The 13021-nt window shown below is 69.8% G+C and carries 13 protein-coding genes and 1 pseudogene; 10 read left to right on the forward strand and 4 right to left on the reverse strand.

Annotation, left to right across the window (positions count from 1 at the left end):
• Positions 1–130 precede the first annotated feature (130 nt).
• Together alaS and AB0M54_RS14325 are read left to right on the forward strand one after the other, a co-directional pair.
• Positions 131–2800 carry an alanine--tRNA ligase gene (alaS, locus tag AB0M54_RS14320; RefSeq protein ID WP_364471267.1) on the forward strand — a complete coding sequence of 890 codons (2670 nt, stop codon included), beginning with the start codon at positions 131–133 and terminating at the stop codon, positions 2798–2800.
• Positions 2801–2926: 126 nt separating this feature from the next.
• Positions 2927–3100: pseudogene (locus AB0M54_RS14325) on the forward strand (DUF397 domain-containing protein); the annotation flags it as partial.
• Positions 3101–3225: 125 nt separating this feature from the next.
• On the opposite strand, the gene AB0M54_RS14330 reads toward AB0M54_RS14325, so the two are convergent.
• Positions 3226–4125 (reverse strand): DUF2637 domain-containing protein, encoded by a 900-nt coding sequence (locus AB0M54_RS14330; RefSeq protein ID WP_364471270.1) that lies wholly within the window; start codon positions 4123–4125, stop codon positions 3226–3228.
• Positions 4122–4313, reverse strand: coding sequence for a hypothetical protein (locus AB0M54_RS14335; RefSeq protein WP_364471273.1), 192 nt, complete (start codon positions 4311–4313; stop codon positions 4122–4124). The genes AB0M54_RS14330 and AB0M54_RS14335 overlap by 4 nt, the downstream gene beginning before the upstream one ends.
• A 233-nt stretch (positions 4314–4546) precedes the next feature.
• On the opposite strand from AB0M54_RS14335, the gene AB0M54_RS14340 reads away from it, so the two are divergent.
• The 8 genes from AB0M54_RS14340 (at position 4547) to AB0M54_RS14375 (ending at position 10892) form a co-directional block, all read left to right on the forward strand.
• Complete coding sequence (locus AB0M54_RS14340) at positions 4547–5053, forward strand: SAM-dependent methyltransferase (RefSeq protein ID WP_364471276.1); 507 nt, start codon at positions 4547–4549, stop codon at positions 5051–5053.
• A gap of 69 nt (positions 5054–5122) precedes the next feature.
• Positions 5123–5506 carry an HPF/RaiA family ribosome-associated protein gene (locus AB0M54_RS14345; RefSeq protein WP_364317242.1) on the forward strand — a complete coding sequence of 128 codons (384 nt, stop codon included), beginning with the start codon at positions 5123–5125 and terminating at the stop codon, positions 5504–5506.
• A 24-nt stretch (positions 5507–5530) separates the two neighbouring features.
• Complete coding sequence (locus AB0M54_RS14350; RefSeq protein ID WP_364471279.1) at positions 5531–6340, forward strand: serine protease; 810 nt, start codon at positions 5531–5533, stop codon at positions 6338–6340.
• 69 nt (positions 6341–6409) lie between these two features.
• A complete protein-coding gene (locus tag AB0M54_RS14355) occupies positions 6410–7546 on the forward strand; it encodes an acyltransferase (RefSeq protein WP_364471282.1) in 1137 nt (378 codons plus the stop codon).
• A gap of 213 nt (positions 7547–7759) precedes the next feature.
• Complete coding sequence (locus tag AB0M54_RS14360) at positions 7760–8971, forward strand: cysteine desulfurase-like protein (protein WP_364317236.1); 1212 nt, start codon at positions 7760–7762, stop codon at positions 8969–8971.
• Positions 8972–9096: 125 nt separating this feature from the next.
• Complete coding sequence (locus tag AB0M54_RS14365) at positions 9097–9255, forward strand: hypothetical protein (protein ID WP_364471285.1); 159 nt, start codon at positions 9097–9099, stop codon at positions 9253–9255.
• Between the two features lie 52 nt (positions 9256–9307).
• Positions 9308–9721, forward strand: a complete 414-nt coding sequence (locus tag AB0M54_RS14370; RefSeq protein ID WP_364471288.1) for a DUF3224 domain-containing protein — start codon at positions 9308–9310, stop codon at positions 9719–9721.
• 70 nt (positions 9722–9791) lie between these two features.
• A complete protein-coding gene (locus tag AB0M54_RS14375) occupies positions 9792–10892 on the forward strand; it encodes a cellulose binding domain-containing protein (RefSeq protein ID WP_364471291.1) in 1101 nt (366 codons plus the stop codon).
• Positions 10893–10990: 98 nt separating this feature from the next.
• Here AB0M54_RS14375 and AB0M54_RS14380 read toward each other — a convergent pair whose 3' ends face one another.
• Both AB0M54_RS14380 and AB0M54_RS14385 read right to left on the reverse strand, forming a co-directional pair.
• A complete protein-coding gene (locus AB0M54_RS14380; RefSeq protein WP_364471294.1) occupies positions 10991–11818 on the reverse strand; it encodes an oxidoreductase in 828 nt (275 codons plus the stop codon).
• 471 nt (positions 11819–12289) lie between these two features.
• Positions 12290–13021, reverse strand: coding sequence for an ABC transporter ATP-binding protein (locus AB0M54_RS14385; protein ID WP_364317230.1), 732 nt, complete (start codon positions 13019–13021; stop codon positions 12290–12292).

Here is a 13021-nt window from a genome sequence, read left to right on the forward strand (position 1 = left end):
CCTGCGCGAATCCGCCTGGACGGACACCGGCGAGGACCCCACACCACCCTTGCACGCCCGCATGGGTACAAGGCGCGGTGTGGGGCGCCAGGTGCATTCGCCGCCCCGCTTGCTCTTGTGAGGCCCTGCCATGCGTTCCGCCGATATCCGCAAGACCTTCTTCGATTACTTCACCAGCCGGGGCCACACCCGGGTACCGTCCAGCCCGCTCGTCCCTGACGATCCGACCCTGCTGCTGGCCAACGCGGGCATGAACCAATTCAAGCCCTACTTCCTCGGCGAGGTCCGGCCCCCGTATCCGCGCGCGGTCAGCGTCCAGAAATGCGCCCGCACCTCCGACATCGACAATGTCGGCAGGACCACCCGGCACGCCACGTTCTTCGAGATGCTCGGCAACTTCTCCTTCGGCGACTACTTCAAAGCCGACGTCATCCGCTACGCCTGGGAGCTGCTCACCGAGCACTACCGGCTCGATCCCGACAAGCTGTGGATCACCGTCTACCAGGACGACGACGAAGCCATCGACCTGTGGCGGCAGGTAGGCGTCGCCGCCGAACGTATCCAGCGCCTCGGCATGGACGACAACTTCTGGTCCATGGGCGTACCCGGGCCCTGCGGACCCTGCTCCGAGATCTGCTATGACCGCGGACCCGCTTTCGGGCCCGCCGGAGGCCCCGAAGCAAACGGCGAACGCTACCTAGAAATCTGGAACCTGGTGTTCATGCAGAACCTGCGCGGCGACAGCGTAGGAGCTGGCAAGGGCGATTTCCCCATCGTCGGAGAACTACCGAACAAGAGCATCGACACCGGGCTCGGCCTGGACCGGCTCGCCGCCATCCTGCAAGGCGTCGACACCGTCTGCGAAACCGACCTGCTCGCGCCCACCCTCGCCACCGTTGAACGGCTTGCCGGCCGCCGCTTCCCCGGCCGCAACGGCAGCGAGGAAGCCGTCTCGTTTCAGGTCGTCACCGAGCACGCCCGCTCCACCGCATTCCTGATCGCCGACGGCGTGCTTCCCTCCAACGAAGGCCGCGGGTACGTCCTACGCCGTCTGATGCGCCGCGCCATCCGCCACGCCCGCTCTATCGGCATCGACCGGCCCGTGCTCGTCGAGATCGTCGCCAGCGTCATCGACAACCTCGGCGACGCCTGGCCCGAGCTGCGCAGCCAGCGCGAACTCATCACCGCCGTGGTCACCCGGGAAGAGGAAACCTTCGGCGCGACCCTGCGCCAAGGCACCCGCCTGCTCGACGCCGCCATCACCCGCACCCACACCAGCGGCGTCACCCAGCTCGCCGGAGAGACCGCGTTCGAGCTGCACGACACCTACGGCTTCCCCATCGAACTCACCCTTGAAGCCGCCCACACGGCCGGCCTCACCGTCGACCAGGACCGCTACGCCGCGCTCTTGGAGGAGCAACGACGCCGAGCCAAGAAGAGCGGCAAAGCACAGACCGCCACCGCAATGCGCCGCCAGGACACCTACCGCGCCATCCTGGCCGAACACGGCCGAACCAGCTTCGTCGGCTACACCGACACCACCGCCGACACCCAACTCCTCGTGCTGCTAGCGGACGGCGGACCGGTCGCGGCTGCCACTGAAGGCCAACAGATCGAGATAGTGATCGGCCGCAGCCCCTTCTACGCCGAATCCGGCGGCCAGGTCGGCGACACCGGCACCCTCAGCACCAGCGACGACACCACCATCGAAGTTACCGACACCCGCTACGGCCTCGACGGCTTCCAAGTCCTCACCGGTCGCATCCTCACCGGCGAAGCCCGCCCCGGACAGGCTGCTCACGCCGTCGTGGACGCCCCACGACGTGCTGCGGTCGCCCGCTCCCATTCGGCCACGCATGTGCTGCATGCCATGCTGCGGCGCAGTCTCGGCGATCACGCCCGCCAGCAAGGCTCCCTCGTGGCCCCCGGCCGGCTCAGGTTCGACTTCGCCCACTTCGCCCCCATCGACCCGTCCCAGCTCCACACCATCAATGCCCTGGTCAACGACTACCTGCTCGACGATCCCGACGTACGGATCTGGCAGGCCACACGCGCCGAAGCCGAAGCCGCCGGAGCCACCGCCTTCTTCGGCGACAAATACGGCGACCAAGTACGCATCGTCGACATCGGCGACGCCTCCCGCGAACTCTGCGGCGGCACCCACGTCGGCCACGGCACCCAAACAGGCCCCGTCCGCATCCTCGGCGAATCCTCCATCGGCGCCGGCCTACGCCGCATCGAAGCCCTCACCGGCCACGACGCACTAACCCACGCCGACCACGAACACCGCCTCCTCGAAGAAGTGACCCAGCTACTCGGCACCCATACCGACGACCTGATCACCACCCTCACCAAGCGGCTCACGGCCCTCACCGACGCAGAGAGGACGCTCGCTGACAACCGGCAACGCGAACTCGACACCATGGCCGCTGAACTCGCTGGACGACGACGCAACCTCGACGGCGGAGTCCTTGTCTCAGCACGCGTCGCGGACTTGACCGTCACAGAACTTCGCACGCTCGCTGCGGCGATCCTCCACCGCCTGCCAACCGATAACGCGGCCGGCGTAGTCCTCGCCACAACAGGCGACGGCAAAGTGCAGCTCACCGCCGCGATCAGTAATCGCCTACGCGACCGCGGAACCCAGGCGCGGGAACTTCTTGTCGAGGCGGCCGTCACCATCGGCGGAGGAGCAGGTGGCGCCGGCCCTATCGCCAGCGCGGGAGGAAGAAAAACCGAAATGCTGGACACTGCACTTGCACAAGCCGAGACTGCTCTTGCCGCTGCCATCAATCGCTGAGCATTCATTCGACCCTTGCCTTTACGCACCATGCGCCTGCATCACCGACCAGCTGGACGAATTGGACTCCGGTAAAAGGTGAACGCTCCAGACCTGGACGCAGCGACGTAGTGCAAGAGCACCCGTAGCGGTGCAAACGGCAACTTCGCGGAAGTCGCTCAGCTCACCAACGCCGTTGCGGTGCGTGACAGCGAGGACCCTGCGGGGCCAACGTTGGTCTTCACGCCGGACGAATGGGCGGCTTTCATCGAGAGAGCCAAAGATGGGGAGTTCATCGCGGCTGACCAACCAGCCACGTAAGGGCACCCGATCTTTGGACGGGTGCCCTTCGTGTTGGACGCGTGCAGTAGACCTCGGCGTTGATCTGCCCGTCCTTCCCACGCGAGGGCACCCTTCCACCGTCTGCAATGTCGCAACGTCGCGGACTACACGACCACCCCCGACGGCGACTCGGGCTCTTGCGGACGGGGCCGGGTGGTCGCCGTGCCGATGGTGGTCAAGTCCTGCTCGGCTTTGAGGATCTTGAGCAGGATCGAGGCGCGTTCGTTGGACACGCCGTGCCCGTCGTCGCGCATGGCCTCCGCCAGGTTGTCCCGCGACAGTGACCGACCCTTGGTGGCCAGCGTGGCGCGGGCCGCCCGCGCGGCCGGGATCAGGTGCGCCACGGTTCGGATGTCCGGAGGTGCCGCCGCCCGGTCGCCCGGGTCGCCAATGCGGCTCGCCGCGCGCCCGCCCGCGCCAGCGCGCTCGCCCGGGGGGTGCTCGGCGGGCCGGTCGGCCGGACTGGTCGCGGACGGCGCGGGGGTGTTCGTCCGCTCGCCGGGGACGGTCCCGTACGGTGCTGCGTCGTCCCGTCCCGTCTGCCGGACGATCTCGGGGACGTCCGGGACGGTCGCGGCCGTCCGCTGATCGTCCCGGACGATCGTCCGCTGATCATCTTTTTCATGATCGAACATGGCGGACAGAAGCTTGACCGAGACGAGCATGGACAGCGCTGGCCACCCGGCCAGCGCCTTGCCGATCGGGTCCGCGCCACCGACCGCGACGTTCGCGGCGAGGCTCGCGGCGGTGCCGACGATAAGCGCCACCCACGGAACCCATCCGGTCGCCCGCCCGGCGCGACGCTGCGCCACCAGGAACAGGCTGGCCACGATCTCTAGCCCGTCCACGCTGATCGGGAACGCGTACGACTTCCACCCGAGCTGATCGTGATGGGTGGCCAACTCTCGCATGTGCGCGAAGCTGATGGCGCCCGCGACGAACGCCAGACCGCCGACGAACAGGGCGGTAAGGATCAAGAGCGTCTTGTCGGTTCTGGTGTTCACAGGGTCACCCCCTCGGCGGCAGCGGCGAATGCGAGCAGGGCGGACAGATCGGCGAGCACCCGCCGCGCGTCAGCGGCGGGCATCGACAGGCGCACGTCCCCGACCTGCGCGCGCAGGTAGGGGTCACAGGTCCACGGGGCGCACGCTTCGGACAGCCAGGCCGTCCCGTCCCGGACGGGCAACAGCACGGCGCTTGTCAGCCGGACGGGCACCGGGGCCGACCGATGTTCCCGCCCAGGTCGGACCGGTAGCCGTCGGTCTGGCTGGCCGGATCGGCGGTGCATCGGGTCGGGTCGCACCATGCCGGGTGATCGTCGGTGCGGCCGGTTTGGGTCGGTTGTGGTTGTGGGTTGCGCTGTTCTTGGGCGCGTGTCATGGCAAGGGGTCCTTTGCACAGCAGGCGGACGGTGATCGCTCGTGTGTGCACAACCCGACTTGCTATGACCCGCTCGTCCTGACCCACGCGCGCGCCCTGCTCACCAGCACCCCCGAGGGCCGCACCGCCTACGTCGACGCCGACCTGCGGGAGGCGGACCGGATCCTGCCGGCCCCGGAGGCGCGGGACACCCTTGACCTCGGCCGGCCGGTGGCCGTACTGCTGATGGGGGTTCTGCACTTCTTCCCGGACGACGACGCGTACGACCTTGTGCCGACGATCATGGCCGGCCTGCCCAGCGGCAGTTACGTGGCGATCTCCCATGTGACCGGCGACCATGACCCGGAGGGCTGGGCGCGGTTCACGGCGGTGATGCGGCGCCAGGGGATCGAGTCGCACCTGCGTGACCGGGCCGGGGTGGCGCGGTTCTTCGACGGCCTCGAGCTGGTCGAGCCCGGTGTGGTCCCGATCCTCGACTGGCGCCCGAAGGGGCCGGCCACGCTGACCGACGCGCAGGTCGCCCTCTACGGAGGAGTGGCCCGCAAACCGTGATCAGTTTCGTCTCGGCCGGACTGGGTAGGTAACTTCAGGTCTCATCCGCCGGTTTTGAGGAGATTTGGCATGACTGCTGTCGCTGATCCAGCCACCGTGCAGGAGTGTCTGCGCGTCGGCGCCGGATTCTCGCAGGGAGACCGCATCTGGATCGCCGAGCAGTTCGCGACGTTGGACGCCCGGCTCGCCGGGTTCCACGCGGACGCGACGGAACTCGAGGTCTCGGTGAAGGATCGGGAGGCCCGAGGACAGAAGGTCACGCTGGAGTGCTGGATCGCCGGCCGCGACAAGATCGTCACGACCTCCTCGGAGGAAGATCTGAACGCGGCGCTGCACGATGTACGCGACGATCTGCGACGCCGGCTCGACGACCAGAAGACCCGTCAGGAGCCCCGCCACAACCGGCACCTGCGCGAGCACGTCGAGCCCACGACAACTGACCCTCTGACATAGAGCAGTGACGCTATGCTCGCCGCCATGCGTCTTCCGAAGACCGTGGCGGCGGGCCTGGCCGCGGTCCTTCTCCTGGGCTGCGGCCTTCTGCGTCCCGACGAGACCGGCAGCGCGGGTCCCGAGCCCACGTTCTCGGTGAACCCCGGCGGCGAGCCGCTCGACGACACCATCGAGGACGCCGTGCCGCCGTCGGCCGACCTGGACGCCGTCTTCCGGCCCTCGTTCACCACTACCGAGGGCGAGATCGACGCCGGCTCGGGTTTCCTGGTGCGCTGGCCCGACGGGCGGGTCCTGCTGCTCACCGCCCATCACCTGCTCGGCACGGCCGGCGGGATGAGCCGTGAGTACACCGGCGCCGAGCTGAGCGGCGGCGTGGTCACCGGAATGACCGCGGCCAGCGTGGACGACGAGAACATCGTGATCGCCTCGAACCGGATGGTCGACCTGCCCGGTGCGGTGTCCGGCGACGTGGACATCCGGCGTGACCTTGCCGCCTTCGAGGTCACCGACGCGGCCGGCGCCGCCGTGCTGGAACTGGCCGAGAGCCCGCCGGCACCCGGCGACCGGGTCTACCTGCTGGCCGAGACCGACCAGCCGGGCTCGCGGATCTACCCGGCCGTCGAGACCGCCCGGGGCTCCGTGCCCTTTCTCCAGTTCGAGTACGACGACGAGGTGGCCCTGAAGGCCACCAGCGGCGCCCCGGTGCTGAATTCGGACGGCCGCGTGGTCGGCATCAACATCGGCGGTGACGAGGGCAAGTCCCCGGTCGAGGGACACGCCAACTCGATCGAGACCTTCGTGCCGATGCTCCGGAAGGGCCTGGGACAGGTCTGACCGTACGGCGTCCCCCGGACGGCTTACGAACCGGGGAACGAGGACCTTGAGTCTTCCTATCCTCGTGCGATGCCTGCCGTTTATCGCGCGGACACCGCGCCCGACACGACGCCCGTCCCGCCGAGGAAGGAACGCAGCCGCTACTTCGACTTCCTGCGCGCCGCCGCGCTGGTCCGGGTGTTCCTGTACCACATGTTCCCGGCCGCCTGGCTGGCGATGATCTTCCCGTCGATGGGCGTGATGTTCGCGCTGGGCGGCTCGCTGATGGCCACGTCGATGCAGCGGTCGGTGGAGCAGGCGATCACCGGCCGGCTGCGCCGTCTGCTGCCGGGGCTGTGGGCGATGGCCGCCCTCGTGGTGCCGGCGATGCTCCTGCTGCCGTGGCCGGGCCGCCCCGACCTCACCCACCTGGCGCTGTGGGTCTTGCCGATCGTCGAGCCACCCGCGGCGCGGTGGGCGGCACCCGTCGAGGGCGTGCTCTGGTACCTGGTCGCGTACCTCTGGCTGGTTCTGCTCTCTCCGCTGCTGCGGCGGGTCTATCGCCGGATCGGGCTGGTCGCGGCCGTGCTGCCGGTGGTCGCGGTGTTCTTCTGGGACTACCTGGAGTGGCCGGTTCCGGCGCGGGCGGAGTCGGCGGTGACCGACGTGCTGACCTTCGCCGGCTGCTGGATCCTCGGCTTCGCCCACCAGGCCGGCGTGCTGAGGCGGATCCGGTGGGCGGTGCTGGGCCCGATCGCGGCGGTGCTGGTCGGCGCGGGCTTGGCGTGGACGATCACGCACCCGGGCGAGGAGGGCATCGACCTGGCCAACGAGCCGGTGGCGTACGCGATCTACTCGGCCGGCTTCGTCCTGCTGCTGTTCCGCGTCCACCCGCAGATGGCCTGGCTGAAGCGGGTCCGGCCGCTGAACGGGCTGGTCAACTTCTGCAACGCCCGCGCGGTGACGATCTACCTGTGGCACAACGCCGCGATCGCGCTGGTCTTCGCGGCCGCCGAGCGGTACGAGCTGGAACGGATCGGCGACAACCTGGAGATGGCGGCGCTGTTCGTACTGTCGCTGGGCCTGGTGGCGGTGTTCGTGGCGCTGCTGGGCTGGGTGGAAGACGTCGCCGCCCGCCGCCCGGTGTCGCTGCTGCCGTGGAGCAAGGTCCCGGCCAGCCGCCCGCGCAAGGAACAGCCCGAGTGGTGCGGCCCGGTCTGGTTCTGACCGGTCGGTGGATGGGGCCGCCCCCGTGTACGGCCCCATCCACCTGCCCCTACCAAGAACGCCGGGCCACGACGTTCTCGCTGTGTTCGGCACCAGCGTCGGCGGCCACCCGGCCCCGGCGGAACCGGTGCGGCCCATCGCCGAACAATCAGCTTTGTCCGGGCAGGTCAGCGAATTGTCCGCAGCCGTTCGCGAACAAATAGGGTCAGGCGTATGGAGCTCGACGTCGACCGGATCCGGTCCGCCTACCCCGCCCTGGCCGAGGGTTTCGTCCACTTCGACGGCGCCGGGGGAACCCAGCCGGCCGCCCCGGTGATCGCCGCCATCACGGCCACGATGAGTACGGCCGTGGCCAACCGTGGCACCGCCTCCGCGCCGGCGCGCCGCTCCGGCGAGATTGTCGCCGCGGCCCGGAGCGCGGTGGCCGACCTGCTCGGTGGCCGCCCCGACGGGGTGGTGTTCGGCCCGTCCGCGACCGCGCTCACCTACCTGGTGGCGCGCACCCTGGCCCAGGGCTGGGGCCCGGGCGACGAGGTGGTGGTGTCCCGCCTCGACCACGACGGCAACGTCCGCCCGTGGGTGCAGGCGGCCGCCTCGGCCGGTGCCACGGTGCGCTGGGCCGACGTCGACGTGGCCACCGGCTCGCTGCCGGTCGGGCAGTACCAGGACCTGATCGGCCCGCGTACCCGCCTGGTCGCCGTGACCGCCGCCAGCAACGCGACCGGCGCCGTACCCCCCGTTCGTGAGATCGCGGACCTCGCCCACGCGGCCGGCGCCCTGGTCTACGTCGACGGCGTGCACGCCACCGCCCACCGCCCGACCGACGTGGTCATGCTGGGCGCCGACTTCTACGTGACCAGCGCCTACAAGTGGTCCGGCCCGCACTACGCCGCGGTGATCGCCGACCCGTCCACCTGGGCGCCGCTGGAGCCGGTCAAGCTCGTCCCGTCACCGGCCCAGGCCCCCGACCGCTTCGAGTACGGCACGCTCAGCTTCGAGCTCCTGGCCGGTGTCACCGCGGCCGTCGACCACCTGGCCGGCCTGTCGGCGCTGGCTCCCGCCGCCCTCGACCGCCGAGCCCGGCTGACCGCGAGCATGACCGCCGTCGCCGCCTACGAGAACACCCTGGCCGGCCGCCTCCTGACCGGCCTGACCGAGATCGACGGCGTCACCCTGTGCGCCGCGCCGGCCGGCCGCTGTCCCACGGTGTCGTTCCGCCTCGGCGACCAGCCTCCGGCCGACACCGCCCGCATCCTCGGCGAACAGCGCATCTGCGTCTCCCACGGCGACTACTACGCGGTCGAGTACTTCGAGGCGGCCGGCCTGCGAGCCACCGGCGGAGCGGTCCGCGCGAGCATCTACCACTACAACACCGAGCCCGAGATCGACCGCCTCCTGGACGAACTGTCCAGGATCAAGCACTGACCTCGCTCGCCCGACGATCTGCCGCCAGGTCGCGGCGGTCAGCGGGCGGGTGGACGCCGGTAGCCCGTTTCCGGTCGCCCAGCCCGTTCCCGGTCGCCCAGGGTTTCGCCGACGCCGAGGTAGGCATGTATCGCCCGGGCGGCCCGGCGCCGGACGGCAGCGTCGTCTGTGCCGTGGGGCTGCCCGGTGACGTGTGCCTGGTCGGCTTCAACGAGATGGGCGCCGTCCCGCGTGTGAGCGCGCCGGTAGGCATGCTGCCCGGCGGGCGCTGCCTCGCGGTCTGACGGTTGGGCCAACCTGACACGCCTTGTCAGTGATCTGGCCTACGTTGTCCCGATGCGAGCAACAGGAACGTTCGAGGTGGCCGCCTTCGACGCCGCCCCGGTGCCGCCACCGTCCATCGCGACGGCGGTCCCGGTCGGCGTGGCGACCATGCGCAAGCTCTACACCGGCGAGATCGCGGGGGAGTCGGCCACGCTGTTCACATTTGCGTACGACCAGACGACCGGCGCCGGGACGTACGTGGCGATGGAGTCCTTCCGCGGCACCGTGGCCGGCCGGTCCGGGGCCCTGAACTTCGCCCACTCGGCCACCACCACCACCGGCGCCGACCGGGCGGCCGAGTTCTTCGTGATCGTGCCCGGCAGCGGCACCGAGGCACTGGCCGGCATCACCGGCGCCGGCGGCCTGACCGTCGAGCCCGACGGCACCCACCGCGTCTGGTTCGACTACGACTTTCCGGCGCTCTGAGAGGACGCCTCACGAGAGATAGCGTACCGTCGATGGGAGCGCTCCCATCTCGTCCTCGTGAGGAGTACCGATGAAACGCTTCCTCGCCGCGGCCCTCGTCCTGGTCGCCGGCTCCGTCACCGCCATGGTCGTCGCCACCGGGCCGGCGCAGGCCGACACCCGGATCTGCGAGCAGTACGGCAGCACCACGATCCAAGGCCGGTACGTCGTCATGAACAACCGTTGGGGCTCCAGCGCCGAGCAATGCATCAACGTCACCGCCACCGGATTCGCGATCACCAGCCAGCAGGGCGTCGGCAACACCAGCGGCGCGCCGGTCTCGTACCCCGCCGTCTTCTACGGGTGCCACTACACGAACTGCTCACCCGGCACCGTCCTGCCCCGCCGGGTCAGCGACATCAGCAGTCTGACCAGCAACATCACCTACCGGTACGTGAGCGGGGCGACCTACGACGCCGCGTACGACATCTGGCTCGACCCGACACCGCGCACCGACGGCGTCAACGCCATGGAGATCATGATCTGGTTCAACCGCCAGGGCAACATCCAGCCCATCGGTTCCCCGGTCGGCAACACCACCATCGGCGGCCGATCCTGGCAGGTGTGGCAGGGCAGCAACGGCTCGAACAACGTCATCTCCTACGTCGCGCCGTCCGCGATCACCAGCTGGAACTTCAGCGTCCTCGACTTCATCACCGACGTCCGCAACCGCGGCGCCATCACCTCCTCGTGGTACCTGACCAGCCTCCAGGCCGGCTTCGAGCCCTGGATCGGCGGCGCCGGACTGGCCGTAGAGTCCTTCTCCACCACGATCAACTCCGGCGGAACACCCCCGCCCGACCCCACGCCCACGTCCTCGTGCCGCGTCACCTACGCCGCCGACTCGTGGAACAACGGCTTCACCGCGAACGTGACCGTCACCAACACCGGCAGCACCCCCGTCAACGGCTGGACGCTGGGCTTCACCCTCCCGCCCAACCAGGCCGTCACCAGCTCATGGAACGCCACCCTGACCGGCAGCAGCGGCCCGCTGACCGCCCGCAACATCTCCTGGAACGGCACCATCCCACCCGGCGGCAACGCGACCTTCGGCTTCCAGGGCACCCACGCCGGCTCCTACACCTCCCCGTCACAGTTCACCCTCAACGGCTCCACCTGCACGACGGCCTGACACGCCCCCCGACGACGCTCGGCGTTGATCAGCCGAAGTAGTTCGACGTGCCGTGCTCGGGGTTCAGCGGGAACGGCTTGACGTGCCGAGTTCGTGGTTCAGTCGAAATCGGTGGACGTGCCGAGCTCACGCCATTGCTCGAGCTCGGCACGTTGCCGGTCGAGCACCCCGCCGAACGCCTCCACCGCATCCGCCCCGAGCACCAGCACCGAGGGCGGCGCCGCCGACTCCACCGCGGCGATCATCACCCGTGCCGCCTTGTCCGGGTCGCCGGGTTGGGTCCCGTGCACCCGGTCGTTCTCCTTGCGCCGCGGCCCGGCCGTGCTCGCGTAGTCCCCGATGGCATCAGCCGACTGCGTCAGCGACCGCCCGGCGAAGTCCGTCCGGAAGAGCCCCGGCTCGACCGCGAACGCCCTGATCCCCAGCGGCTCCAGCTCCGCACGCAGCGACCCGGTCAGCCCTTCGAGCGCGGCCTTGACCGCGGCGTAGTACCCCGACCCAGCCGGCGAGATCCGCGCCCCGATCGACGAGATGTTCACAATCGTCCCGCGCCGCCGCCCCCGCATCCCCGGCAGCACCGCCTTGATCAACGCGACCGCCCCGAAGAAGTTGGTGGCGAACAACCGCTGCACATCCGCGTCGTCCCCTTCCTCAACCGCGGCCCGATACCCATACCCAGCGTTGTTGACCAGCACATCCACCCCGCCGAACCGCTCCTCGGCCCGCGCGACAGCGCCGGCGACCTGACCCCCGTCGGTCACATCGAGCGCCACAGCCAGCGCAGTCTCCGGATAGCCGTCAACAAGCCCGGCAACCGCCCCCACATCACGAGCCGTCACCACAGCGTTGTCACCGCGAGCAAGCACGGCCCCCGCAAGCGCCCGCCCCAGCCCACTCGAACATCCCGTGATCAACCAGGTAGTCATCCCGCCATTCAACCCCAGCCCCACCCCGGCCGCCGCCTGGCCATGATCGACCACGCCCACGTGGTACCCAGCGGCCCGATTCGAAATCATTCAGATGTTCACAGCATGCAAGTGGTGCCTATATGTGCGCAGAGCAAAGGGGCCACGGGAGGGAGTGGCGGGGAGGCGGTGTCCGCCGGCATGGCCACCCGCTCAGTCGCATCTCGCGAAACATCAAGGCGCGGTGTGGTCCCGGGCGCAGCCGATGAGCGCTTCGCGACGGCTGCCCACCCAACGTCGGGATGAGCGCGCGAGAAGGGCCGTGCCCCGGCGAGGCTGGCCGCGGCGAGATGTGCTGCGGCGAGATGTGCTGCAGCAAGGTCGGCTACCGCGAGGGCGGCTGCGGCGAGACAGCCGTGGCGAGGGAGCTGTGGCGGGAAGGGCTGTGGCGAGAGGTGCTGTGCCGGGAGCGGTCGCAGCGATGGGCAGGGGCTATGTGCGGCCGCGGACGAGGCGGCCCACCTCGGCTCTCAGCTTGACGAAGTCGGGCTGCTCGCGGGTGGTGATCTGGTCGCGGTCGGGGCCCAGGCGGACCGGGAGGTCGGCCCGGATCGAGGCGGGGGCGCCGCCCAGGACCACCACCCGGTCGGCGACGTAGACGCTCTCGTCGATGTCGTGGGTGACGAACAGGATGGTCATGTCGTTGCCTCGGACGGCCAGGAGCAGGTCCTCCAGGTCCTCGCGGGTCTGGGCGTCGACCGAGCCGAACGGCTCGTCCATCAGGAGCAGGGCGGGGCGGTAGGCGAGGGCCCGGGCGATCGAGACGCGCTGCTGCATGCCGCCGGAGAGTTGCCACGGGTGTTTGCGGGCGGCGTCGGACAGGCCTACCTGGGCCAGGGCGGCCAGGGCGGCTTCGTGGCGGGAGGCTCGGGTGCCGCCCTTGTGGCGCAGGGGCAGCGCCACGTTGTCGGTGACGGTCAGCCAGGGCAGCAGGGAACGGCCGTACTCCTGGAGGACGATCGCCACGTTGTGGGGTACGCCGTCGGCTCGGATGGTGCCCTCGCCGGGTGGGAGGAGGCCGGCCACGCATCGGAGGAGGGTGGACTTCCCGCAGCCGGACGGGCCGACGATGCTGACCAGCTCGCCGTCGGCCACGCTCAGGTGCACGTCGCGCAGGACGGTGTGGCCGGCGTACGCGTGACCGAAGCCGTTGATCTCCAGCAC

Origin of the sequence: Actinoplanes sp. NPDC051470 (assembly GCF_040682035.1) — a bacterium.
Lineage (GTDB): Bacteria > Actinomycetota > Actinomycetes > Mycobacteriales > Micromonosporaceae > Actinoplanes.